The sequence below is a fragment of the Luteimonas sp. TWI596 genome (genome assembly GCF_039674105.1).
Classification (GTDB): Bacteria; Pseudomonadota; Gammaproteobacteria; order Xanthomonadales; family Xanthomonadaceae; genus Luteimonas.
Map to the genome: position 1 here is coordinate 1 of NZ_JBDJMU010000012.1, position 23,936 is coordinate 23,936.

18 protein-coding genes and 1 pseudogene are annotated in these 23,936 nt (G+C 69.5%); 6 read left to right on the forward strand and 13 right to left on the reverse strand.

Annotation, left to right across the window (positions count from 1 at the left end; translation table 11 throughout):
- A pseudogene (locus tag ABE487_RS10620) lies at positions 1-111 on the forward strand (IS481 family transposase); the annotation flags it as partial.
- 129 nt (positions 112-240) lie between these two features.
- Positions 241-2,337: a S9 family peptidase gene (locus ABE487_RS10625; protein WP_346452249.1), complete on the forward strand. Its 2,097-nt coding sequence runs from the start codon at positions 241-243 to the stop codon at positions 2,335-2,337.
- Between the two features lie 118 nt (positions 2,338-2,455).
- On the opposite strand, the gene ligD is transcribed toward ABE487_RS10625, so the two are convergent.
- Positions 2,456-5,044 (reverse strand): DNA ligase D, encoded by a 2,589-nt coding sequence (gene ligD / locus ABE487_RS10630; protein ID WP_346452250.1) that lies wholly within the window; start codon positions 5,042-5,044, stop codon positions 2,456-2,458.
- Positions 5,045-5,048: 4 nt separating this feature from the next.
- A complete protein-coding gene (locus ABE487_RS10635; RefSeq protein ID WP_346452251.1) occupies positions 5,049-5,954 on the reverse strand; it encodes a Ku protein in 906 nt (301 codons plus the stop codon).
- A gap of 227 nt (positions 5,955-6,181) precedes the next feature.
- Here ABE487_RS10635 and ABE487_RS10640 point away from each other — a divergent pair, with 227 nt between their 5' ends.
- The 3 genes from ABE487_RS10640 (at position 6,182) to ABE487_RS10650 (ending at position 9,571) form a co-directional block, all read left to right on the forward strand.
- Complete coding sequence (locus ABE487_RS10640) at positions 6,182-6,898, forward strand: SDR family NAD(P)-dependent oxidoreductase (RefSeq protein ID WP_346452252.1); 717 nt, start codon at positions 6,182-6,184, stop codon at positions 6,896-6,898.
- A 152-nt stretch (positions 6,899-7,050) separates the two neighbouring features.
- Entirely contained in the window at positions 7,051-7,248 is a 198-nt protein-coding gene (locus ABE487_RS10645) for a hypothetical protein (protein WP_346452253.1), read from the forward strand.
- A gap of 145 nt (positions 7,249-7,393) precedes the next feature.
- Positions 7,394-9,571 (forward strand): glycoside hydrolase family 3 N-terminal domain-containing protein, encoded by a 2,178-nt coding sequence (locus ABE487_RS10650; RefSeq protein ID WP_346452254.1) that lies wholly within the window; start codon positions 7,394-7,396, stop codon positions 9,569-9,571.
- 69 nt (positions 9,572-9,640) lie between these two features.
- On the opposite strand, the gene ABE487_RS10655 is transcribed toward ABE487_RS10650, so the two are convergent.
- The 6 genes from ABE487_RS10655 to ABE487_RS10680 all read right to left on the reverse strand — a co-directional run bounded on the left by ABE487_RS10655 (position 9,641) and on the right by ABE487_RS10680 (position 17,392).
- Positions 9,641-10,036 (reverse strand): DUF6165 family protein, encoded by a 396-nt coding sequence (locus ABE487_RS10655; protein WP_346443549.1) that lies wholly within the window; start codon positions 10,034-10,036, stop codon positions 9,641-9,643.
- Between the two features lie 33 nt (positions 10,037-10,069).
- Positions 10,070-10,834, reverse strand: coding sequence for an N-acetylmuramoyl-L-alanine amidase (locus tag ABE487_RS10660; RefSeq protein WP_346452255.1), 765 nt, complete (start codon positions 10,832-10,834; stop codon positions 10,070-10,072).
- A gap of 70 nt (positions 10,835-10,904) precedes the next feature.
- Positions 10,905-11,162 carry a hypothetical protein gene (locus tag ABE487_RS10665; protein WP_346447670.1) on the reverse strand — a complete coding sequence of 86 codons (258 nt, stop codon included), beginning with the start codon at positions 11,160-11,162 and terminating at the stop codon, positions 10,905-10,907.
- Positions 11,163-11,209: 47 nt separating this feature from the next.
- A complete protein-coding gene (locus ABE487_RS10670; protein ID WP_346443544.1) occupies positions 11,210-11,470 on the reverse strand; it encodes a hypothetical protein in 261 nt (86 codons plus the stop codon).
- 59 nt (positions 11,471-11,529) lie between these two features.
- Positions 11,530-13,395: a S8 family peptidase gene (locus tag ABE487_RS10675; protein ID WP_346447669.1), complete on the reverse strand. Its 1,866-nt coding sequence runs from the start codon at positions 13,393-13,395 to the stop codon at positions 11,530-11,532.
- Positions 13,396-13,462: 67 nt separating this feature from the next.
- Positions 13,463-17,392 (reverse strand): ESPR-type extended signal peptide-containing protein, encoded by a 3,930-nt coding sequence (locus ABE487_RS10680; protein WP_346452256.1) that lies wholly within the window; start codon positions 17,390-17,392, stop codon positions 13,463-13,465.
- A 208-nt stretch (positions 17,393-17,600) separates the two neighbouring features.
- Between ABE487_RS10680 and ABE487_RS10685 the strand changes: the two genes are divergently transcribed.
- The gene (locus tag ABE487_RS10685) at positions 17,601-18,953 is read left to right on the forward strand and encodes an ATP-binding protein (RefSeq protein WP_346442076.1); all 1,353 of its coding nucleotides are present in this window, start codon (positions 17,601-17,603) and stop codon (positions 18,951-18,953) included.
- Here ABE487_RS10685 and ABE487_RS10690 read toward each other — a convergent pair.
- The 5 genes from ABE487_RS10690 to glnA all read right to left on the reverse strand — a co-directional run bounded on the left by ABE487_RS10690 (position 18,937) and on the right by glnA (position 23,841).
- The gene (locus tag ABE487_RS10690; protein WP_346442075.1) at positions 18,937-19,638 is read right to left on the reverse strand and encodes a response regulator transcription factor; all 702 of its coding nucleotides are present in this window, start codon (positions 19,636-19,638) and stop codon (positions 18,937-18,939) included. The two genes, ABE487_RS10685 and ABE487_RS10690, sit on opposite strands and share 17 nt — an antisense overlap.
- Before the next feature lie 129 nt (positions 19,639-19,767).
- Positions 19,768-21,111, reverse strand: coding sequence for an ammonium transporter (amt, locus tag ABE487_RS10695; RefSeq protein ID WP_346442074.1), 1,344 nt, complete (start codon positions 21,109-21,111; stop codon positions 19,768-19,770).
- 19 nt (positions 21,112-21,130) lie between these two features.
- The gene (locus tag ABE487_RS10700; RefSeq protein ID WP_183425138.1) at positions 21,131-21,469 is read right to left on the reverse strand and encodes a P-II family nitrogen regulator; all 339 of its coding nucleotides are present in this window, start codon (positions 21,467-21,469) and stop codon (positions 21,131-21,133) included.
- A gap of 28 nt (positions 21,470-21,497) precedes the next feature.
- Entirely contained in the window at positions 21,498-22,202 is a 705-nt protein-coding gene (locus tag ABE487_RS10705; protein WP_346442073.1) for a TorF family putative porin, read from the reverse strand.
- 229 nt (positions 22,203-22,431) lie between these two features.
- Positions 22,432-23,841, reverse strand: a complete 1,410-nt coding sequence (glnA, locus tag ABE487_RS10710; RefSeq protein ID WP_346442072.1) for a type I glutamate--ammonia ligase — start codon at positions 23,839-23,841, stop codon at positions 22,432-22,434.
- Positions 23,842-23,936: the final 95 nt, after the last annotated feature.

Below are 23,936 nucleotides of genomic sequence, written 5' to 3' on the forward strand. Positions count from 1 at the left end.
CACTGGCTGCACACCTACAACTGGCATCGACCCCATGCCAGCCTCGGCTACAACCCGCCTATCTCCAGAATTCCGATAACTGTGAACAACGTGCTGGCTTTACACAGCTAGCGACGCGACGCACAAGCAGGCCTCGCCCCCTGCCATCGGTCACCCCTGCGCTTTAACGCGAAGCCAACATCTCGCGCTCGCCGCCCCGCTAGCGTCATGCGCGACACATCCGTCACCTGGGGATCTCTGATGCGCCACCTGTTGCTCGCGACCGCGGTCGCGATGGGTCTTGCCGCCTGCGGCGACCGTCCGCCCACCGATACCGTCGCCGGGACGCCGGCCGCACCCACCGCCAAGCCGGTATCGCTGGACGATGTGGCGCTGATTCCGCGCGCTGCGCTGTTCGGCAATCCCGAACGCGCCGGTGTGCAGCTCAGCCCCGACGGCCGCTACCTGAGTTGGCTGGCGCCGGTGGACGGCACGATGAACGTCTGGGTGGCGCCAGCCGATGACCCGGGCGCGGCGAAGGCGGTCACCCAGGATGCGGCGCGCGGCATCCGCGACTATTTCTGGTCCTACCAGCCCGGCACGCTGCTGTACCTGCGCGACACCGGCGGCGACGAGGACTTCCATCTGTTCGCCGTCGACATCGACAGCGGACGCAGCCGCGACCTGACGCCGTTTCCCAAGACCACCGCACAGGTGGTGGGCATCAGCCATCGGCATCCCGATGCACTGCTGGTGGGCATGAACGATCGCGATCCGCAGTGGCACGACTTGTACCGCGTCGACCTGGGCACCGGCGCGCGCACGCTGGTGGCGCGTAACGACGAGCGCATCGGCGGCTACCTGGCCGACGCCGACTATGCGCTGCGTTATGCCTCGCGCTCGCGTCCGGACGGCGGGCTGGACCTGCTGCGCCGCGATGGCGACGGCTGGGCGACGATCGAGGACGTGCCCTTCGAGGATGTGCTCAGCACCGGGCCCGCCGGGCTGACCGACGACGGCGCGACCTTGTACATGCGCGATTCGCGCGCGCGCGACACCGCCGCGCTGTTTGCGATCGACACCGCCAGCGGCGAGAAGCGGCTGGTGCACGAGGATGCGCGCGCGGATGTCGGCGGCGCCTTGTCCGAACCGCGTACCGGCGTCGTGCAGGCGGTCTCGGCGAACTACCTGCGCGAGGCCTGGACGGCAGTCGACGACCGTATCCGCGCCGATCTCGAGACGCTCGAGGCGATCGGTCCGGGCGAGGTCTCGATCAACAGCCGCACGCTCGACGATCGCCACTGGCTGGTTGCCTATTCGGCGGCCGAGTCGCCGGTCGTCTACTACCGTTACGACCGTCCGGCCGAAGGCGGCGCAGGCACGCTGACCCAGCTGTTCTCGGGACGTCCGGCGCTCGAGGGCAAGCCGCTGGTGCCGATGTGGCCGCTGGAACTCAAGTCGCGTGACGGACTGACGCTGGTCAGTTACCTCACACTGCCCAAGCACGCCGACGCCAACAACGACGGCAAGGCCGACGCGCCGGTGCCGTTGGTGCTGCGCGTGCACGGCGGGCCCTGGTCGCGCGATGGCTACGGCTTCAAGCCGACGGACCAGTGGCTGGCCAATCGCGGCTACGCGGTGTTGAGCGTCAACTTCCGCGGTTCGACCGGCTTCGGCAAACAGTTCACCAATGCCGGCAACGGCGAGTGGGCGGCCAAGATGCACGACGACCTGATCGATGCCGTGCAGTGGGCGGTCGACAGCGGCGTGACCACCGCCGACAAAGTCGCGATCATGGGCGGCAGCTATGGCGGCTACGCGACGCTGGTGGGGCTGACGTTCACGCCCGACACCTTCGCCTGCGGCGTCGACATCGTCGGCCCGTCCAACCTCAATACCTTGCTGTCGACGGTGCCGCCGTACTGGGCGAGCTTCTTCGAACAGCTCACCCGGCGCATGGGCGACCCGCGCACCGAAGCGGGCAAGGCCTGGCTGACCGAGCGCTCGCCGCTGAGCCGCGCCGATGCGATCACCAAGCCGCTGCTGATCGGTCAGGGTGCCAACGATCCGCGGGTCAAGCAGGCCGAGAGCGACCAGATCGTCGAGGCGATGACCGCCAAGTCGATCCCGGTCACCTATGTGCTGTTCCCCGACGAAGGCCACGGCTTCGCGCGGCCGGAGAACAGCACCGCGTTCAACGCGGTCACCGAGGGCTTCCTGCAGACGTGTCTGGGGGGCCGGGCGCAGCCAATCGGCGACGACTTCGCAGGCTCGAGCATCACCGTGCCCAACGGCGCCGACCGCGTGCCGGGGCTGGCCGAGGCGCTGAAGACGCATACCCAGGACGTGCGCAAGTAACGCCGGTTTGACGGCCCGTCGCCGCGCGCGGCGGCGGGCCGGATTGCCGAACGCGCGCCAGAGCATCGCGATCCGATGCGCCGCGCAAACGCCGGCAACGTGCCGACCGCCTGCCCGATCAGCGTCGCTTGCCGCGGGCCGCGCCCGGCAAGGTCTGGCGCAAGGTGTCGAATCCCGCCCACGGATGCGTGCCGAGCCGCTTGAGGCGGGCCGGTGTATTGCGCAGCGTCCACTGGTTGCCGGCCTTGACCCGGCCCAGTTCCTCCCAGCGCAGCGGCATCGCCACCGGGGCGCCGGCCCGCGTGCGCAACGAGAACGAGGCCACCGCGGTCGCGCCGCGGCCGTTGCGCAGGTAGTCGACGAAGATTCGTTCCTTGCGGAACTTCTTGGTCGCCGTGGCGACGTAGGTCAAGGGCTCGAGCTGCGCCAGGCTCTGCGCGAAGGCCTGCGCGAATGGCTTGACGACCGACCAGGCGCAGCCTGGATCGAGCGGCACCACCACGTGCAGGCCCTTGCCGCCGGAGGTGCGCACGAACGATTCGAGGCCCACCTGCTGCAGCAAACCGCGAATCTGGCGCGCGGCGGCCACGATATCGCGCCAGGCGATGCCCTCGCCGGGGTCGAGGTCGAAAACGATCCGGTCGGCGATGTCGGGCGTCTTGGCCTGCGCGCCCCAGGGATGGAACTCGAGCGCGTTGAACTGCACCAGCTCCAGTGCGGCCGCCGCGTCGTTGACGACGAGGTAGTCGCCGGTGCCCGATTCCTCCTTCAGCCGCACCGTCTCCACCAGTTGCATGCCCGCGGTGTGGTGCTTCTGGAAGAAGCAGGCACTGTCGATCCCGCCCGGGCAGCGGATCACCGACAGCGGCCGGCCGGCGATCTCGGGCAGCAACCAGTCCATGACGTTTTCGTAGTAGGCGGCGACATCGCCCTTGGTCAGGGTGTCGCCCGGAAACAGCACCTTGTCCGGGCTCGACAGCGTCGGCGGCGTGCGCGCGCCAGCGGGTGCCTTGCGGGTCGTCGTCTGCTTCGCGGGTGCGGCCGCACGCTTGCGGACGGGCGTCTTGCTGCGGGTCTGCGTCGCCATCTCGTCGTCTCCTTCGGGGGCGCCGCGGTCGCTGTCGTACAGGTCCTCGATCGACTTGTCGGGCCGCACGGCCTTGAGCGAGGGCTGGCGCAGCAGGCCATGACCGCCGGTGCCGCGCGAGAACACCTCGACCACGAAGCGCGGCGCGAACCAGCGCGCGGCGCGCAGGTCGGTGTCGTTGGGCGGCACGTGGACCGTGGGGGCATCACGACCGGCCTTGCCGATGCGTTGGGCGATCTGTTCGAGCAGCGCGTCGCTGAAGCCCGAGCCCACGCGCCCGGCGTAGCGCCAGCCATGCTCGGGATCGGGCCGGGCGAGCAACAGCGCACCGAAGCCGCTGCGGCTGCCCTTGGGCGGGGTGTAGCCGACCACCGCGTACTCGTCGCTGGCCAATTCCTTGGTCTTGCGCCAGTCGTCGCCGCGCCCGGGGCGATAGCCGCGGTCGCCACGCTTGGAAATGATCCCCTCGAAACCGGCCTGCGAGGCCAGCTCGATCGCAGTCGCCGCCTCGCCCTCGATGTGCGAGCTCCAGGCCAGGTGCGCAGGCGGCGGATCGCCGAGGATGCGCTGCAGCAGCGCCTTGCGTGCGAACAACGGCGCCTCGCTGATGTCGATCCCATCGACATGCAACAGGTCGAACAGCACCAGCGCCAGCGCGCCCTGGCGCGTCCCCGACAAGGTCTGCTGCAGCAGATTGAAATCCGCGCGCGCGCCGCGCCCGGCGATCAGCTCACCGTCGAACGCGGCCGAACGCAGCCCCAGGCGGGTCAGCGCCTCGGTGATCTCGGGCACCTTGGCAGTCCATTCGAGCGCGTTGCGCGACCACAGCCGCACCTTGCCGCGCGCGATCGTCACCAGCAGCCGGTAGCCATCCCACTTGAGCTCGTGCAGCCAGGCCTCGCCGGTCGGCGCGCTTTCGCCGAGCTTCGCCAGCTGCGGCGCGAACGGGCCGTCGGGCGCGGCGGCGCGGCGGGCGCCGTCGAGCTTGCGTGCGGCTGCGGCCCAGTCGTGTTTGCGGCGCGTGGCGACGGCGACCTCGCGCTCGCCGCGCTTGCGCGCCTTGCCGGTGCCGGCACGCTTGGCGTCTTCTGGCGGTGGCGGCGCGACGTCGCCGAGCAGGTCGTCGGCGTCCAGCTTGCCGGCGTACGCGTCGCGGTCCTTGAACAGCAGCCACTGGGGTTGCCGGCCCGGCCGGGCCGTGCGCACCAGGTGCCAGCGGCCCTTGAGCTTGCGGCCGAAGAGTTCGAAGCGCAGATGGCCTTTGGCCAGCGCCTGCTCCGGGTCGCCGTCCGCGACCCAGGCGCCGGTATCGAACCTGGCCACGTGGCCGCCGCCGTACTGACCCTTGGGGATGTCGCCTTCGAAGCCGGCGTAATCCAGCGGATGGTCTTCGACCTGCACCGCCATGCGCTTGACGTCGGGGTCATAGCTCGGCCCCTTGGGCACCGCCCAACTGCGCAGCGCATCGCCCACCTGCAGGCGGAAGTCGTAGTGGCGGCGGCTGGCATGGTGCAGCTGCACGACGAAGATCGCCCGCTTGCCACGCGGCGCGGCCTTGCCTGATTCCGGCTCGCGGGTCGTGTCGAACCTGCGCTTGCGGCGGTACTCGGCGAGGGTCATGGCGTCACGACGCCTTGCGCACGGCCTTCTTCGCGGTCTTCTTGCTGGCCTTCTTGGCCGCGGCCGTCTTCTTCACGGGAACCTTCTTGGCCACGGCCTTGGCCGGCGTGCGCTTGTTGCTCTTGAGGCTCTGCTCGAGCAGCGAGACGAAGTCGACCACGTTGGTCGCCGCGTCCTCGCGCGGCGCGGGCTCCTCGGTCACGCGCGTGGTCGCGCCCTTGGCCTTGATGCGCTTTTGGATGATCGCCGCCAACCGCTCGCGGAACTCGTCGTGGTAGCCCTCGGGGTCCCAGTCGGCCGACATCGACTCGATCAGTTGCGTGGCCATCTGCACCTCCTTGTCGGCGATGCGGTACTTGGACGCATCGCCGGTGGGCAGCTTGTAGTCGTTGGGATCGACCAGCTCCTGCGGATAGCGCAGCAGCATCAGCACCAGCGCATCGTCTTCGGGCAGCACCGCGCACAGATACTCGCGCGTGCGGATCACGACCCGCGCGATGCCGATCTTGCCGGTCTTCTTCAGCGTCTCGCGCAGCAGCACGTAGCCCTTTTCGGCCTTCTTGCCGGGCACCAGTACGTAGGGCTTTTCGAAGAAGCGCGTGCCAATGCTGCCGGCATCGACGAAGGCCTCGACATCCACCGACTCGTGCGATTCGGGCGCGGCCGAGGCGATGTCCTCCTTCTCGATGACGACATAGCTGCCCTTGTCGTACTCGAAGGCCTTGACGATCTCCTTCCACGGCACCTCTTCGCCGGTGTCGGCGTTGACCCGCTCGAAGCGGATCGGCTTCTTGTCGCGCGAGTCGAGCATGCGGAAGCTCAGGTCGGTACGGCGCTCGCCCGACATCAGCGACACCGGGATGTTGAGCAGGCCGAACGACAGCGAGCCGGACCAGATGGGACGTGCCATGGGATCTCCGATGCGCAACGCGGCGCGAATGTGCCCGGCCTGCACAGCATGGCGGGACGCGGTTCTCGCAGGCTGGCAAAGCACTCGTGGACCCCGCGTCAACCTCGCTGCCCGCGATCGCATGCGCCCGGCAACGCGAGGGCGCCCGGCCTGGCGCCGCACTGCGACCCCAGGCGCGGTCAGTGGCCGGATCGGGCATCCTGTGCGCCTTTCCGCCGGAGACTGCCATGCACCTGATGATCGTCGGCGCCAGCCGTGGGTTGGGCCGGGCCTTCGTCCTGGGGCTCGGCAGTCCGGGCGATACCGTGGTGGGGGTCTCACGCCAGCGCCCCGCGCTGAACGCACGTGTCGACGGCCCTGAGCTGACCTGGATCGAGGCCGACCTGGCCGACCCGCGCGCGGCGGCACGGGCGATCGCCGCAGCCTGCCCGCCGGTGCTCGACGTGCTGATCTACAACGTCGGCATCTGGGAGGCGCAGGCCTTCACGGCCGACTACGATTTCGAGCACCAGGACGACGACGCCACGCTCGATCTGGTGAACATCAACGTCGCAGCCCCGCTGTTGCTGCTGCGCCGGCTCATGCCGCAACTGGCCGCCAGCGCGCGACCCCGGGTCATCCTCACCGGCTCGACCTCGGGCCTGGCCCGCAGCGGCCGGCCGGAAGTGGCCTTCGGCGCCAGCAAAGCCGCCCTCAACGGCATCGCCGATGCGTTGCGCGAGGGCTTTCGCGACCGCCGACTCGGCGTCACCTGCCTGCAGTTGGGCGATCTCAACACCGACGACGGGCTGGACGCACCGCGTGACAGCGCGGCCGCTCGCGACGACGGACGCACGGTTCCGGTCCACGATGTGGTGCACGTCGTGCGGACACTGCTCGAGCTGTCGGACGCCAGTTTCGTCCGAGAGCTGGTGATGCCCGCGATCGCCGATCCCCGCTTCTGACACGCCCAGCCTGGATGCACGGTTCGGCGCGGCGGCGATCGCGCCACGCTGGCGGCACAGTGGCAGACCAGCATGCGAGGGCTGCAGGCACGGCCGCGCCAGGCCGGGACGCTTTCACGCACGGTTGCGCGCGCCGGCGCACAGTGATGCGCATGCACCCAGACCACGACATCGACAAGACGCCCGACGAGCGCGACCGTGCGCCGGCCCCGGCCTCGCCGCAGGAAGCGCGCGAGCATCGTGGGCAACGTGAACGGCACGAAGAGAACACCCACGACGAGGCGCTGGAGGAGACGTTCCCGGCCAGCGATCCTGTCTCGCCGTTCGTGCCGGCGCGCGATCCCGAGTGAGGGCGCACCGCCGCCCGGGGACCGCCGCGCGCCCGCCCGGCGGCCAACACGTCGTTTGCGTGCCGGCCATTGGGGCCGACCCTAGCCGCACGACACGGCCGGCCCCCTATAATCGCCGGTTGTAATCGTTTACACAGGATCGACGATGCGTCTTGACGACCGGCTGGAAGCGCTGCTCGCCCGTATGACCGTGGAGGAAAAGGTGGGCCAGCTCGGCATCTTCGCCGACATGCTGCGTCCGTTCGCCGCCGACGTGAATCCGGAGATGAACGAGCTCAACGCCGGCGAGTTGCGCGAGCGTATCCGGGCCGGGCATGTCGGCGCGGTCTTCAATGGCGTGGGCGCCGCCCAGGGGCGCGAGGCGCAGCGCATCGCGGTCGAGGAAAGCCGGCTCGGCATTCCGCTGCTGATGGGCGCGGACGTGATCCACGGTATGCGCACGGTGTTCCCGATTCCGTTGGGCGAAGCGGCGAGCTTCGAGCCTGAACTGGCCCGGCGCACCGCACGCGCGGCCGCGATCGAAGCCACCGCCTGCGGCCTGCACTGGACCTTCGCGCCCACGCTCGATATCGCCCGCGACCAGCGCTGGGGCCGCGTGGCCGAGGCGGCGGGCGAAGACGTGGTGCTGGCCAACGCCTTCGCGGCCGCGCGCGTGCGCGGCTTCCAGGGCGACGATCTGACCGCCGACGACGCGCTGCTGGCCAGCCCCAAGCACTTCGTCGGCTACGGCGCGGTGATGGGCGGGCTGGACTACAACAGCGTCGAGATCTCCGAGGGCACGCTGCGCGACGTCCATCTGCCGCCGTTCAAGGCCGCGATCGATGCCGGCGCGCTGACGGTCATGAGTGCCTTCAACGACATCAACGGCGTGCCGGCCTCGGCCCACGACGGCCTGCTGACCGACCTGCTGCGCGGCGAGTGGACGTTCGGCGGCTTCGTGGTCTCCGACTACACCGCCGATTTCGAGCTGGTCGCGCACGGCTTCGCCGCCGACGACCGCGAGGCGACGAAGCTGGCGTTCACCGCCGGGGTCGACATGAGCATGCAGAGCGGGCTCTACGCCGCGCACCTGCCGGACCTGGTCGCCAGCGGCGAGGTGTCGATGGAGACACTCGACGAGGGCGTGCGCCGGGTGTTCGCGGTCAAGCAGGCGATCGGTCTGTTCGACAACCCCTATCGCTCGCTCGACCCCGAGACCGAGGCCGCGCTCGATCCGCAGGCACTGCACGGCGCGCTGGCGCGTGAAGCTGCACAGCGTTCGATCGTGCTGCTCAAGAACGAGGGCGATCTGCTGCCGCTGAAGAAGGCGGGGCACAAGATCGCACTGATCGGGCCCTACGCGCGCGACCGCGACAACATCGAGGGCTGCTGGACCCTGTTCGGCGACAAGCGCCTGCACGTGAACCTCGAGGACGGCCTGCGCGCCGCGCTCGACGACGGCGACGCGTTGACGGTGGTTGACGGCAGCGGCATGGAAGACGCGCTCGACGGCGGCCTCGACGCTGCGGTGGCCGCCGCACGCGACGCCGATGTCGTGCTGCTGGCGATCGGCGAGCCGCAGAACTACAGCGGCGAGGCACAGTCGCGCACGCAGATCGTGATCCCGCCCGCGCAGCAGGCGCTGGCCGAGGCCGTCGCTGCAACCGGCACGCCGGTCGTGGTGCTGTTGCGCCACGGTCGCGCGCTCGCATTGCACGGTGCGGTCCGCGATGCGCAGGCGATCCTGGCGACGTGGTTCCTCGGCACCGCGACGGGACCGGCGATCGCCGACGTGTTGTTCGGCGACTACAACCCGTCCGCGCGTCTGCCGGTCAGCTTCCCGCGCGACTCGGGCCAGCAGCCGCTGTACTACAACCGCCAGCGCACCGGCCGCCCCGAGCTGCCGGAGATGAGCGAGTTCAAGAGCCGCTGGCGCGAGATGCCGCACAGTCCGCTGTACCCGTTCGGCCACGGGCTGTCGTACACCCGCTTCGAGTACGGCCCGGTGCAGCTGTCGGCCGACACGCTCGATTGGGACGGCACGCTGACCGTCTCGGCGACGCTACGCAACACCGGCGACCGCGCCGGCGAAGAAGTCGTGCAGCTGTACATCCACGATCGCGTCGCCAGCCGCGTACGTCCGATCCGCGAGCTCAAGGCCTTCCGCAAGGTCGCACTCGCCCCGGGCGAGGAGACCACGGTCGCGTTCGAACTGCAGCGCGACCAGCTCGCCTTCACCACCCGCAGCGGCGTCTTCGCCGCCGAGCCGGGGCTGTTCGACGTGTGGATCGCTCCGAATTGCGAGGCGGGAGAGGCGGTGCAGTTCTCGCTGCGCGGGGCGTAACGCGCGCAGCGGGCGCCCGCGCCCGGAGCATGACCATCCGTCGCCGCGTAAGGCGACTGCGGTCTACTCTCAGTCCGCGTCGGCCGCGTACTGCTTCTCTTCGATGAAGCCGGCGCCGGCCAGGCGGTTGATTGCGTTCTTGAGCTCGACGCGGGCGTGGTTGGTCGTGGCGACCGCGCGCGCGAGGCGGATGAATTCGTCGTCGAAGGTCTGGCTGCGCTCGCGGTCGCGCAGGCCGTCCTGGATGTCCCACATCGTCGCGTTGACCGCCTTGAGCTCGGCCTTCAGTGGCGCGAAACCGGGATCGCCCGCTTCGACGCCGCGCCAGGGCGTCAGCAGCGCGTCGAGTTCGGTGCGCACGTGCGCGAGCTTGTCGGCATCGTCGAGCCGCTCGGCCTTGATTTCGAGGATGGTGATCTTGTCGGCGAGTTCGCCGACCGATACCGGGGTCATCACTGCGCCCATGTCTGTCTCCTCGTCGCTGGCAAGCCGCTCATTCTAGTCGCGTGCCGCCGCCGCGGGCTGGTGGATCGCCGGGATCGTCCAGCCCTGGACCAGCGCGTACAGGATGCGGCGGTCTTCCTCGTCGAGCCCGCCGCTCGCCTGGGCGCGATAGCGCAGTCGAAACGCGCGCGCAGTCGCGTCCGGATCGTCGATCGAGTAGCCCAGCGTGCGCAGCGCCTGCAACGCATCGAAGCCTGCCGGCGCTGGCGGCGTGCCGTCCTGCGGCCAAAGGCCGTAGCCGTGCTCGGCGAGGCGGCGCCAGGGGAAATGCACGCCCGGGTCGATCTTGCGCGTGGGCGCGAGGTCGGAATGGCCGATGACGTTCTCCGGCGCGATCCGCCAGCGCGTGCGCAGGTCCTCGAGCAACACCAGCAGGCTCTCGATCAAGGGCTCGGCGAACGGCTCGCGGCCGTTGTTGTCGAGTTCGATGCCGATCGAGGCCGAATTGACGTCGGTGATCGCGCCCCAGCGGCCGGCGCCGGCGTGCCAGGCGCGGTCGAGGTCGGACACCAACTGGTAGCGCTCGCCGTGTTTGCCGATCAGATAGTGCGCACTGACCCGGCCGCCGCTGTTGGCGGTGCGCAGCGTGTCGAGACTGCGCGCGACCGAGTCCTGCTCGGTGTAGTGCAGCACCACCAGCACCGGCCGGCGCGCATCGGCGTTGGCCGACGGCACCCAGGTGGCGAGCGGATTGCGCGGGGCTTGGTGTGCGCAGGCCGCCAGCAGCAGCGTGGCGACGAGGAGAGAAAGGAGGCGCATCGCCGCATTGCACCCGTTCGCCGCCGCGGACGCAACCCACGCCCGATCGTGCGACCGGCGCGCCGCCTGCTCAGCGATCCAGGAGCACGCGCACCCGGGTGCCTTGGGGCAGACGCTCGACGCGCAACTCGTACCAGCATCGGTCGCGGGCGAGTCGTTCGCACTTCCACGACAGGAAGTCGAGCGACCAGGTCAGCGGCGCCGCGCCGCTGCGCTGCAGAAACTCATCGAGCGGGAACGCCGCCTCCAGGCGCCGATCCTCGCGCAGTGACCACGCTGTCCAGTGCAGCAGCCAGTCGTAGTCGGCCTGGGGAACATCGGGTTGCATCGGGGGCCTATCGAAGTCGATCGGGTGTCACCTGCACGGCTGCGCCATCAGGCATGGGGCGGGCGTTCGCGGACGATGCGCACCTGTTGGAGGCCGTCTGGCGACGTGCACGTTTGGATCTCGTACCACTCGCCGGTACGGATCAGCCGGTCGCTGGCCCAGGACACGAACGCGAACGCCCAGTCCTGGCCCGCCACATGGCTCCGATGCACGAACGCCTCGAGCGGCAGGTCCAGCTGCTCGCCTTGCGGGCAGGCCTGCCAATCGGACAGTGCGGCAATCCAGTCGAACGCGGTGCGGGCCAGCATGACAAGACGCGGGGCGCCCGCCCGCATCGCCTTCGCGATGCGGGCAAGCGCCTCCGGACCTACTGGCGCGCCACGAGGGTCAGACCGGCGTACGTGCCGGTGAGGCGGATGTAGTACTTGCCCGCCTGCGGGGCGGTGAAGCGCACGGTCTCGGTGTTGCTCTTGGCACGAGCGGAGAATGCATCCCGATCGGTCGCAGTCGGCACGCGCCCCCTGGCGACATACATCGACACGTCGCCAGTGCCGCCGAAGGTCATGAAGGTCAGGACCGCGCCGGCCTTCGCCTCGAACGTGTACAGGCCATCCTCGACGCCGTTGCTGAGGCCGCGCAGTTCGACCTTGTTGGTCAGCGGCACTTCCAGCGGCGCGCAGTCGCTGGTGCACGGCGGTTGCGTCGCGCGATGCAGCAGCTGGGCCGCATCCAGGATGCCCGCGCCCATCGGCGTGTTGGTGGGAATGGCCACCGGGAACGGCCGCGCGGTGCGGCGCAACAGGTCGCGCATCTCGCTCCAGGTCAGCGGCGTGTCGACGACGCTTTGCACCATCGCCGCGGCCGCGGCCACGTGCGGCGAGGCCATCGAGGTGCCGGTGTAGCCGCCCAGGATCCAGTCGGTGGTCGGCCGCGTGGTGCCGGCGTTGAGGACCTGGAAGATGTAGCCGTTCGGATCGCCATCGACGTCGCCGCCACCGCCCGGCGCCGACAGGTCGACTCGGGTGCCCCAGCTGGAATAGCTGGCCTTGCCGCCGGTCACGCGGGTCGCGCCCACCGAGATGACGCCCGTGCACGAGCTCATGGTGTAGCTGCCGGCATTGGCGTTGGAATTGCCGGCGGCCACGACGATGATCGACCCCTGCGCGTTGATCTTGTCGATCGCGTCCTGGTACAACGCCGGGCAGGCCTGCGGGCCGGTGCTGCCCAGGCTCATGTTGATGATCTCGGCGGGATTGGGATTGGCGGGCACGCCCTCGACCGGCAGGCCGGCGGCCCACATCATGCCGTCGGCGATGTCGCTGCCGTAGCCGCCGCACGAACCGAGCACGCGCACCGGCACGACCTTGGCGTTGTGGGCGAGACCGGCCAAGCCGGCGCCATTGTTGGTCTGCTGGGCGATCGTGCCGGCGACATGGCTGCCGTGCCAGGAGCTGGCGCGCGGCGCATTGCCCTGTGCGCCCAGCGCCGTGCAGTAGTTGGCCTCGACCCAGTCGCCCACGTCCCAGCCGCCGGCCACGCGCGCATCGGTGTCGCGGCGGGAGATGCGCCGGTCGCTGATCATGTCGTAGCCGGGCAGGACGTTGGCCGCGAGATCGGGATGGTTCTCGACGATCCCGGTGTCGACCACCGCGACCACGACGCCTTCGCCGGTGGAGATGTCCCAGGCCTGTTCGGCGCGCACGCCGCCGGTCGGATCCTTGAAGTTCCATTGGAAGCGCGCGTACTCCGGATCGTTGGGCACGGCGGCCGGCATCGCTGTCGGCGACCGCGCCACGTCGGCGCGCTGATAGAGCCGGTCGACCTCGACCCGGAGCACGCCGGGCTCGGCCGACAGCTCGCGGATGAAACTCGCGCGCTCGGACTCGGTCATCGGGCGCGAGGCCTGCACCACGTGCCAGCCTGGCGCGGCCATGCTGCGCAGTACGCGTGCGGTGGCGGCCGGGCGGGCGGCCGCGGTCGCCGTCGCGGCGACCGCGCTCGACAAGCCGGCGCGACGCACGCTGCTCGTCAGTGCGCTGCTCAGGGCTGCGCGACCCTGCGCCGCCGGCTGCCCGGTCTTGACGACGAACCGCTGGCCCGCGATCGCAGCGGCTTGCGTCTCACCGGCGAGGTCACGGGTCACGCTGCGGTCGAGGCGAGGGCCTGCGGCCTGCGCGCCGCCGGTCAGCAGGATGGCGGCGATCGCCGCGCCGAGGGTGGTCTGGATACGCATGGAACGTGTCTCCGTCGAAGAAGGGGATACCGCGAAAGCGGCGCCGTCGCATGACGGCGCCGGGGTGTCACAGGTCGATGCCGAAACCGAAGCCGGCCGACTTCTCGTCGCCGCTGAACGCGCCGCCGAGACTGAAGGACGCGCGCTCGCCGACCCGCTTGGCATAGCCGATCGACAACGCCTGCTCGCCGCTCTGGAAACCGGCGCCCACCGCCACGCGCCCGCGCGGGCTCTGCGTGCCGGCGGCATTGGTGGCCATGTTGAGCATCGCCGCGCTCATCGCGCCCTGGCGGTCCATGCGCCGGTCGACATCGCTGAAACGACGCTCGACATCGCCGCGATAGGCTTCGAACTGGTCGCCCCACGCGGCCAGGCGCTGGTCGGTGTAGGCCTTGGACGAAGCCACCGCCTGGGTCGCGGTGGTGTCGGCATAGGCCTTGGCCTCGGTGACGCCGGCGCGGACCTGGGCGACGTTGGCCGCATCGGTCGCCTGGGTGCCGGCGGCAACGTTGGCGATCTGCCGCTCGGCACCCGCGCTGCCGACCGAGACGGTCTGGGCACGGTCGGCCACCGAGCCCTGGCCGAGGGCGACCGCGCCCTGCGCGGTGACGCTGGCCCCCTGGCCGAGCGCGGTGCCGGAAGCCGCGGTGACCGAAGCGCTTTCGCCCACCGCCACGGCATTGGTCGCCTCGGCGGAGATGCGGCTGTTGGCGCCGATCGCAGTGCTGCCATCGGCATGGACCTGCGCGTTGCCGCCGACGGCCGTGTCGTTGGGCCCGTGCGCATAGGCATCACCGCCAAGCGCGACCCCGTTGGCGCCATTGGCCGCGGCGCCTGCGCCGACTGCCACCGCATTGGTGTCCGCGCCCACCGTGGCCGGGGCGCCGCCCCCGACCGCGACCCGGTCGTTGGTGCCTTGGTTGCTGTCGATCACGGTCTCGACCGACCCGATGCGGGTCTTGAGCTGGCTGATCTGCACGTCGAGCGCGGCGAACGTCGCACCGATCGAGGCGTACTGCGTGCCCTGCACGGCATAGCTCGGGGCGGCCAGGGTGCCAAACGCAGTGACCGCGGCGCCGCCGCCCAGGACGTCGGCCATGCTCTGCAGACCGCTGTGCAGCTGGGCGCCGTTGATGGCCTGGGTGCTGTCGGCCGACACCGCGCCCGCAGCCAGGTTCGACAGCACCGTGCCCTCGGCGCCGGCCAACGAGATGCGCGTCTTGTCGGCGTCGTCGTAAGCCACCGCGTTCTGCGCGACGCCGGCCACATCGCCGATGCGCGTGTCCAGGTCGTCCACGCGGCCCTCCACCTGGGTCACGCGCGTGTTGGTCTCGAACAGCTGACCGCCATTCACCGCATCGGTGCTGTCTTCGGTGAGGTCGCCCGCGGCGACATTGGTGATCGCCGTGCCCTCGGCACCGGCCAACGAGATGCGCGCCTTGTCGGTGGCGTCGTAGGCCACGGCATTGGCCGACAGCTCGCCCAGGCCATCGGCGACGGCATCGAGCTGCGCCAGGTTCACCGCATCGGTTGCTTCGGTGCCGGCGGCGACGTTGGCGATCTGACGTTCGGCGCCCGCACGGCCGACCGAGATCGTGTTCTCTCGGTTCGCCCACGAGTTCGCGCCCAGGGCGACGCTGTTGTCGACGCCCGTCCACAGGCCATTGGCCTGCTGGCGACCGACGATCGCCGAAGTGCCCAGCGCGATCGAGTCCGTGCCGTAGGTGTTGGTGCCGACGCCGATGGCGATGCTGTTGAGATAGAGGATCGGCGACGGCGAGAAGAAGTCGCCGTTCCAGACCATCGATCGGTTGCCGATCGCGATCGAGTTCTGCCCGGCCGCGGCCGACGCCGCGCCGAGCGCGACGGCGTTGACGTTGCGGGCAGATGCCGCATTACCCAGTGCCGTGCCACCTTCATAGAGGGCGTTTGCGCTCGACCCGATCACCGTGGTGCCCTTGGCGTTGGCGCGCGCGCCCGAGCCGATCGCCGTGGTGAAGTCGAACGTGGCCTGTGCGCGATCGCCGATCGCGATCGCATCGTAAGCGGTGGCCCGTGTCCGATAGCCGATCGCGATCGAGCGGATGGCGGTGGCTTCAGCCAATGCACCGATCGCCGTCGCCGCGTACTCGGTGGCCTGCGCGCCGCCGCCGAGCGCCGTCGACAGGCGGCCCTGCGCCTTGGTGTTGCGCAGGACTTGGCCCGCGAAGTTCGAGCCGATCTCGTCCTCGCGCACGTCGACGATGCCGCCGACCGCGACGGCCGACTTGCCGCTGGTCTCCGATTGCGCACCGATCGCGGTATTGAAGTCGCCGTTGGCCTGGGCGCCGGCGCCCGCAGCCGTTGCGCCCAGCCCCGAGGCGGCGGTCTGGCTGTGGATCACCACGCCGCGCGGCAGGGCGCTGTAGTCGATGTCGAGGATGCCGCCGAGCGCGGTCGACGAGTCGCCGACCGCCAGGCTGTCGCGGCCAAGCGCAGTGGCGTTGTTCGCATACGACACCGCGCCGGCCCCGAGCGCGACCGTACCGGCGCCGACTGCAGAGGCCGCCTCGCCGGCCGCCAGCGCATTCTCGCCCTCGGCGTAGGCGCCCGCATCGCTGTCAGCGCTGCCCGTCGCCTGAAGGTAGCGCGAGGCCTCGGCGGCCACCGCGTCGAGTTGCGCCAGATTCACCGCGTCGGTCGCCTCGGTGCCAGCCGCAACATGGGTGATCTGGCGCTCGGCGCCCGTATGTCCCACAGAGACCGAGCGGTCGCGATCGGCCACCGCACCGGCGCCCAGTGCAACGGCGTCTTCGACATTGCGCGGCAGGCCATTGTCGTCGGGCATGCTCCACCCGCCAACGATGGCACCGGCGCCGATCGCGATCGAGCGGCCACCGTGCACCTCAGCATCGGTGCCGATCGCGATGCCATCGGTGAACAGCACGGTTTCCTCGCCCCATGGGTTGCTGTTCCACACAAACGCTTTGCCGATCGCGATGCTGTTGGCGCCTGCCGCCCAGGAGCCGCTGCCCACGGCGGTGCTGTTGACATTGTTGGCCATCGCGGCCTGACCGACCGCCGTGGCGTTCTCGGCCATCGCGCTGGCGAAGCTGCCCAGGGCGCTGGACCGCAGGTGCGTGGCGCGGGCGCCGCCGCCGACCGCGGTCGCCCACTCGTCCCCGGCGACAGCGCGGTCGCCGAGCGCGGTGGCGTCATAGGCCAGGGCCTGGCTGCCGTAGCCGATCGCAACCGCGCGGATGCCGCTGGCCCGCGACAGCGCGCCGATCGCGGTCGCGGCGTAGTCAGTCGCCTGGGCGCCGCCGCCAATGGCGGTCGACAAGCGGCCGACCGCCTGGGTGTTCTGCAGTTCGCGGCCGGCGAAATCACTGCCGAGCTGCTCCTCGAGCACGTCGACGATGCCGCCGATCGCGACCGCCGACTTGCCGCTGGTCTCGGTCTGTGTGCCGATCGCGGTGTTGAAGTCGTCGTCGGCGCGTGCGCCTGCGCCCAGCGCCGTGGCGGCCAGCCCGTTGGCAGCCGTCTGCTGGTCGAGGACCACGCCGAACTCGCCGACTGCGCTGTAGTCCAGTTGCAACACGCCGCCCAGGGCGGTCGCGGACGTGCCCGTGGCCAGGCTGTCGTGCCCGAGCGCGGTTGCGTTGTCGGCGTAGGCGACCGCCCCCGCGCCCAGCGCCGCCGCGCCATTGCCGATCGCGGAGGCCGCCTCGCCTGCCGCAAGGGCGTTGTCGCCCTCGACGTAAGCGCCAGCGTCGCTCTCGGCGCTACCGCTGGCCTGGAAGTACCGGCCCTGCGTGGTGTCGTCGACGGCCCCGGGCATTTCGTACGCCTGCACACCGATGGCGGTGGCCTGCGCCATCGCCGTCAACGGCAAGGCCAGCGCGATGCCGGCGACGAGCGCGGCGGCGCGACGCCCACCATGGCTGCGCGCAAGCTCCGAAGCCACGACCATGCGACCGAGCTCGGCGTTCCAGAGGGTGCGGTAGATGCGATTCATTTCGGAGGTCTCCAGCAGGCGTTTCGTGAAGGCGAGCGAAGCCGTGCGGCGGGCCTGCGCCCGCCATCACTGGCTTCCGTGTCTTGGCCCTGTCATCCCGATCGGGTAGGGCGTCCCCGTCTGCGACCGTACGAGCGGCCGGCGCCTCTTGTCACCCGCAACATCTCGCCGGAAGATCACGCGATTCTCACGGCCTGCCGGACTCGCCATGTACCGCCCGTTCCTGCACTGGCTCGATCGCGCACCGGTCCAAGACCCGGTCGATCAACGCAATGCGCGCGTGATCCAGGGGCTGTTGCTGTTTCTCGGCGTCACCGTGCCTGCGACAGTGGCGTTCGCCCTGGTGGCGAGTTGGCCGATGCTGCGTGCCGAAGGGCTGCCGTGGCAGATCGCCGTCTCGTTGTCGATGAGCCTGGCGATCGGCCTGATCGCACTGGGTGGCTTGGCGCTGATCCGCTATGGCCGCTTCCGCCTGGCGGTCAAGCTGCTGATCGGCGTGCTGCTGGCGGTGTTCGCGGTGAACATGGCGCTCAACGGCCTGCAACAGCAGATTCCCGACCAGCTCGCGCAACTGCTGGTGATGCTGCTCAGCGGCCTGGTGCTGGGGCGGCGCGCGCTGTGGACGAGCTTTGCGCTGCTCGCATCGAGCGTGGTGCTGGGCGCGGTGCACGACGCATACGTGCTGTTCGCACAGACGCCGGCCCGTGCGTTCTACAACCTGCCGTCGGTGCTGTTCACCTATCTGCTCGTCGCCATCCTCATCGACCGCACGACCGAGGCGCTGCGCGAGAGCCTGCGCGAATCCAATGCGCGCGGCGCCGCGCTCGAGCAGGAGATCCGTGAACGCGAGCGCACGCACGCCCAGCTCATCCATGCGCAGAAGAAAGAGATCACCGAGCGCATGGCCAGTGGAATGGCGCACGATTTCAACAACATCTTCTCGGTCATCGCGGGGTTTTCGGCCGAGCGCCACGAGGACGACGGCGGCAGCGATGCGCAGCGCGCCGCACAACTCGAAAACAGCCTGGCGTCGGTCGAAGCGTCGGCGCGCCGCGGCATGGCGATCAGCCGCCGACTGCTGCGCTTCAATCGCCGCGACAACACCCAGGCCGAGGTGTTCGACGCCGGCGAGGCGATCGACGCGCTGCAGCCGATGCTCCGGCAACTGCTCGATGCGCGCATCGTGCTGCGTTTCGATCGCGACACCGCGCCGCTGCCGATCCTGTTCGACCGCAGCCAGTTCGAACTGATGCTGCTCAACCTGGCCTCCAATGCGCGCGATGCGATCGGTGGCACGGGCGCATTCGACATCCAGGCACGACGCGCACCCGACCATGTCGCGATCGCCCTGCACGACGACGGTGCGGGCATGCCGCCCGAGGTGGCCGCACGCGTGTTCGAGCCCTTTTTCAGCACCAAGCCCGCCGACAGCGGCACCGGCCTGGGTCTGGCGGTGGTGCACGAGTTGGTGACCACCGCCGGCGGCACGATCGCCGTGACCAGCGCGCCGGGCGTCGGCACCACGTTCCGGATCGCGTTGCCGCTCAGCCCTGTGGCGTGAGCATGTAGCCGCGGCCGTGCACGGCCGTCAGCGGCAACATCTCGCCGCAGCGGGTGCGGGCCTTGCTGCGCAGACGATGGATCATCGAGTCGATGCGGTGCGCATCGAAGTCGTGGATCTGGTCGGTCAAGGCCTCGATCAGCGCTTCGCGCGCCACCAGCTCGCCGGGGGTGTCGAACAGCCGCCGGCACAGCCGCCGTTCGCTCTGGGTCAGTGCCGCAGAGCCGCCCGATGGCGACAGCAAGCACCAACCGTCGGCACTCAGACGCCACCCATGCGGCGTGGCGGGCATACCAGCGGGCGCGATGGTCTCCAGGCGCCGCGCGAGGCTGTGCAGCGTGGCGGCGAGCAGATCGATCTCGATCGGCTTGGTGAGATACGCGTCCGCGCCCTCGGTCAAGCCGCGAACGCGGTCGCCGGTCTCGGCGCGGCTGGTCAGCATCACCACGCCCAACTGCGGGCGCGTCTCACGCAGCGCGCGCGCAAGACTGAAGCCGTCGCCATCGGGCAGGCCGACGTCGAGGACGACCAGGTCGACCGGGTGCGCATCGAGATGCGCGCGCAAGGCCGCGATGGTCTCGAACCCGACCGCGGCGAAGCCGAAACGCTGCAGACCGGGCAGCAGGATCCGCTCGCGGAGCATGGCCTCGTCCTCGAGCACGGCGACGTGCAGCGCGGCGGTCATCGACAAGGGCGGGGGCCGATCATGTGGACGGCATCCTAGCCCCGCCGCCGCGCCGCGGACAAATCGCGCCTGCTTGCCTGCAGGCGCGGGCGGCAGTCCCCACTGCCGCCCGCGCGGCCCCTTCCCCGATCAGCTCTCGTAGGCCGATTCACCGTGCGAGACGATGTCCAGGCCTTGGCGCTCGTCCTCCTCGCTCACGCGCAGCCCGACGACCGCGCGCGTGACCAGGATCGCGAGCGTGGTGACGACGGCGCACCAGAGAATCGTGAACAGCACGCTGAAGGTCTGCGCCCAGACCTGGGCGCCGATCGAGCCCTCGATCCCAGTGCCGCCGAGCGAGGCATCGCTGAAGACGCCGGTCAGGATCGCGCCGACGATGCCGCCCACCGCGTGCACGCCGAACACGTCGGCGGTGTCGTCGGCGCGCAGCAGGCGCTTGAGGCCGTTGACGCCCCACACGCAGACCGCGCCAGCGGCCACGCCGATCACCAGTGCGCCGATCGGCCCGACGCTGCCGGCAGCCGGCGTCACACCGACCAGGCCGGCCACTGCGCCCGAGGCTGCGCCCAGTGCCGACGGTCGCCCCTTGCTGATCGCTTCGACCAGGCTCCAGGCGACCACGCCGGCAGCCGTGGCCACCATCGTGTTGATCATCGCCAACGCCGCACTGGCGTCGGCGGCCAACGCCGAACCGGCATTGAAGCCGAACCAGCCGACCCACAGCAGCGAGGCGCCGATGAAGGTGAACGGCACGCTGTGCGGCTTGAGCGCCTCGCGGCCGTAGCCCAGTCGGCGGCCGACGAAGTACGCGCCGATCAGTCCCGCGATGCCGGCATTGATGTGCACCACGGTACCGCCGGCGAAGTCGATCACGCCCTTGTGGGCGAGGAACCCGTCCTCGCCGCTCCACACCATGTGGACCATCGGCAGGTAGGCGAACGTGACCCACAGCACCGAGAACAGCAGCACCGCGCAGAACTTGATGCGCTCGGCGAAAGCGCCGATCACCAGTGCGGCGGTGATCCCGGCGAAGGTCGACTGGAACACCACGAACAGGAACTCCGGCAAGCCGCCGGCATCGCTCTGCGGGGTGATCCCGCGCAGGAAGGCCTTGTCGGTGAACGAGCCGAAGAATGCGTTGCCGGGGGTGAACGCGGCGCTGTAGCCGTAGGCGATCCACAGCAGGATCACCACCGAAAACACCACCAGCACTTGCACCAGCACCGACAACACGTTCTTGGCGCGGACCATGCCGCCGTAGAACAGCGCCAGTCCCGGCACCACCATCATCAACACCAGCAGCGTGGAGGTCAGCATCCAGGCGACGTTGCCGCTGTCGAACATCGGGGGCGTCGCCTCGGGAGCCTGTGCCATCGCGCCGGTCGAGACGCCGAGCAGTGCGAGCGCGCACAGCAGCGACAGGCCCGCCGCCTGCATCCGGGTGGTCCACCCGCGGGTTTGGATCGAGTTCATGGCATGTCTCCGGATGGGGTTAGAGCGCATCGGCGCCGATCTCGCCGGTACGGATACGCAGGACCTGTTCGAGCGCGACGACGAAGACCTTGCCGTCGCCGACCTTGCCGGTCGCCGCGGCCGCGGTAATCGCCTCGAGCGCGGCCTCGTAGGCTTCGTCGGTGACCGCGCATTCGATCTTGAGCTTGGGCAGGAAGTCGACGACGTACTCCGCGCCGCGGTAGAGCTCGGTGTGGCCCTTCTGACGTCCGAACCCCTTGACCTCGGTGACCGTCAGGCCGGTCACGCCGGCCTCGCCGAGCGCCTCGCGGACCTCGTCGAGCTTGAAGGGGCGGATGATCGCGGTGATCAGTTTCATGGATGTCTCCGGTTGCACGATCGCCGTGTCAGAACGACTGGGTGATCGCGAAAGTGAGGGTGTCGTCGGGACCGACGAGGTCGTTGTCGTGCCACGTCAGGGCGAGGTCGAAGCCGTTGTCGAAGGTCTTGCCCACGCCCGCCGACCAGAACGCGTAGGTCGCCGTGCCCGCGCTGCCGGCGACCCACTGCTTGCCGGCGGCGCCGTTGAGCGACCAGCCCGGGGCGAACTCCCAGCCCAGGCCGACGTCAAGGTTGCTGCTGCCGTCCGAGTCGGGAATGCCGAACAGGTCGGTCACGGCGTAGGCGTACTTCGCACTGAGGATTCCCCAGCTCAGCCCGGCATAGAGCTCGGTGGTGTCGGCCTTGTCGAAGCCGGCCGGATAGCGGCCCGGATACCAGTAATGCACGGCACCGACATCCCAGCCGACGCCCGAGTCACCGAAGTCGCCGCGGATACCGAGGTAGCCGTCGAGTTCGAGTTGGCTCGACACCTCTGGATCGCTGTCGGCGAGCCAACTGATGCTGCTGCCCCAGGTGCCGGCATAGACGCCGCTCTCGTGCGCCCACTCCACGCCCCCCTGCAGGGCAGGTTTCTCGTCGGTCTGGGTGATGCCGCGAAACAGATAATCGCTGGTCAACGTGATCGTGCCGGACACCTCCGCGTGCGCGGCGCCCCCCGACAGCAATCCTGCGCACAGCAAGGCCTTGCGTACGTGCTTGCATGACGACATGACAGGCTCCTCATCTGAAAGGAAAGCCCTCCCCGGTCATTGCTGCTTGCATCGGCGATGCCGAGCAGATGGTGCTTCGGCGTGGCGACCTGCCCCCTGGCTGTCGTCCGCCGCGACCGGCGCTCTATGGCGTCTGTTGGCCGCTTTCGATCCCTCGTCGACTGCGTACGGCGCCGCTTGCGCGGTGAAACGAAGAAGGGCCTGCCGTGCGGCAGGCCCTTGGGGTGCATCAGATCGCGTAGTACAACTGGTACTCCAGCGGATGGGTCGCGCTGCGGAACGCGGTGACTTCCTTCATCTTCAACGCGATGTAGGCATCGATGAAGTCGTCGGTGAACACGCCACCGGCCTTGAGGAACTCGCGGTCGGCGTCGAGCGCTTCGAGCGCCTGGTCGAGCGAATGGCACACGGTCGGGAAGTTCTTCTCTTCCTCCGGCGGCAGATCGTAGAGGTCCTTGTCGCTGGGGCCGCCCGGGTCGATCTGGTTCTTGATGCCATCCAGGCCCGCCATCATCAGCGCGGCAAACGTCAGGTAGCCCGACTGCATCGGATCGGGGAAACGCATCTCGATGCGGCGCGCCTTCGGGTTGGCGACATACGGGATGCGGCACGAGGCCGAGCGGTTGGAGGCCGAGTAGGCCAGCATCACCGGCGCCTCGAAGCCCGGCACCAGGCGCTTGTAGGAGTTGGTCGAGGCATTGGCGAACGCGTTGATCGCACGCGCGTGCTTGAACACGCCGCCGATGTACCACAACGCGGTCTGGCTCAGGCCGCCATAGCCGTCGCCGGTGAACAGATTGGTGCCGCCCTTGGCCAGCGACTGGTGCACGTGCATGCCGCTGCCGTTGTCGCCGACGATCGGCTTGGGCATGAAGGTCGCGGTCTTGCCATTGCGGAAGGCGACGTTCTTGACGATGTACTTGAGCGTCTGCAGTTCGTCGGACTTGGCGACCAGCGAATTGAAGCGGGTGCCGATCTCGCACTGGCCGGCATTGGCGACCTCGTGGTGATGGACTTCGACCTCGATGCCGACCTGGGCCAGCGTCTTGCACATCTCGGCACGGATGTCGTGCAGCGAGTCGAGCGGCGCAACCGGGAAGTAGCCGCCCTTGATGCCGGGCCGGTAGCCGCTGTTGCCGCCCTCGTATTCCTTGGCCGAGTTCCAATGCGCCTCTTCCGAATCGATGTGGAAGAAGGTGTGGCCCATTTCGTTGCCGTAGCGCACCGAATCGAAGATGAAGAACTCCGGCTCGGGGCCGAAGAAGGCCTGGTCGGCGATGCCGCTGGACTTGAGGAAGGCCTCGGCCTTCTTGGCGATGCCGCGCGGGTCGCGCTCGTAGGACTGCATCGTCGTCGGGTCGAGGATGTCGCAGGTGATCACCAGCGTCGGGTCGGCGGTGAACGGGTCGACGAACGCGGTCGAGGCGTCGGGCATCAGCACCATGTCCGAGTTCTGGATGCCGCGCCAGCCGCTGATCGACGAGCCGTCGAACATCTTGCCGTCCTCGAACAGGCCGGGCTCGACGATCGACTGCGGGAACGTAACGTGGTGCTGCACGCCGCGCATGTCGGTGAAGCGCAGATCGATGAACTCGATCTTGTGGTCCTTGATCAGCTTTTCGACGTTGTCGATGGACATCGGGAACGACCGCCTTGATGTTGGGTGTGCCCCTGATCAAGCAACCTGCGTGCCAACTGCAGGCCGTCCTTCAGATCAATGACTTGCGTCGATTC

Bases quoted from the DNA above. Each gene is read 5' to 3' on its own strand.
- ABE487_RS10625 (WP_346452249.1), top strand. From the start codon at position 241: ATGCGCCACCTGTTGCTCGCGACCGCGGTCGCGATGGGTCTTGCCGCC.
- ligD (WP_346452250.1), bottom strand. From the start codon at position 5,044: ATGACCCTCGCCGAGTACCGCCGCAAGCGCAGGTTCGACACGACCCGC.
- ABE487_RS10635 (WP_346452251.1), bottom strand. From the start codon at position 5,954: ATGGCACGTCCCATCTGGTCCGGCTCGCTGTCGTTCGGCCTGCTCAAC.
- ABE487_RS10640 (WP_346452252.1), top strand. From the start codon at position 6,182: ATGCACCTGATGATCGTCGGCGCCAGCCGTGGGTTGGGCCGGGCCTTC.
- ABE487_RS10645 (WP_346452253.1), top strand. From the start codon at position 7,051: ATGCACCCAGACCACGACATCGACAAGACGCCCGACGAGCGCGACCGT.
- ABE487_RS10650 (WP_346452254.1), top strand. From the start codon at position 7,394: ATGCGTCTTGACGACCGGCTGGAAGCGCTGCTCGCCCGTATGACCGTG.
- ABE487_RS10655 (WP_346443549.1), bottom strand. From the start codon at position 10,036: ATGGGCGCAGTGATGACCCCGGTATCGGTCGGCGAACTCGCCGACAAG.
- ABE487_RS10660 (WP_346452255.1), bottom strand. From the start codon at position 10,834: ATGCGCCTCCTTTCTCTCCTCGTCGCCACGCTGCTGCTGGCGGCCTGC.
- ABE487_RS10665 (WP_346447670.1), bottom strand. From the start codon at position 11,162: ATGCAACCCGATGTTCCCCAGGCCGACTACGACTGGCTGCTGCACTGG.
- ABE487_RS10670 (WP_346443544.1), bottom strand. From the start codon at position 11,470: ATGCTGGCCCGCACCGCGTTCGACTGGATTGCCGCACTGTCCGATTGG.
- ABE487_RS10675 (WP_346447669.1), bottom strand. From the start codon at position 13,395: ATGCGTATCCAGACCACCCTCGGCGCGGCGATCGCCGCCATCCTGCTG.
- ABE487_RS10680 (WP_346452256.1), bottom strand. From the start codon at position 17,392: ATGAATCGCATCTACCGCACCCTCTGGAACGCCGAGCTCGGTCGCATG.
- ABE487_RS10685 (WP_346442076.1), top strand. From the start codon at position 17,601: ATGTACCGCCCGTTCCTGCACTGGCTCGATCGCGCACCGGTCCAAGAC.
- ABE487_RS10690 (WP_346442075.1), bottom strand. From the start codon at position 19,638: ATGACCGCCGCGCTGCACGTCGCCGTGCTCGAGGACGAGGCCATGCTC.
- amt (WP_346442074.1), bottom strand. From the start codon at position 21,111: ATGAACTCGATCCAAACCCGCGGGTGGACCACCCGGATGCAGGCGGCG.
- ABE487_RS10700 (WP_183425138.1), bottom strand. From the start codon at position 21,469: ATGAAACTGATCACCGCGATCATCCGCCCCTTCAAGCTCGACGAGGTC.
- ABE487_RS10705 (WP_346442073.1), bottom strand. From the start codon at position 22,202: ATGTCGTCATGCAAGCACGTACGCAAGGCCTTGCTGTGCGCAGGATTG.
- glnA (WP_346442072.1), bottom strand. From the start codon at position 23,841: ATGTCCATCGACAACGTCGAAAAGCTGATCAAGGACCACAAGATCGAG.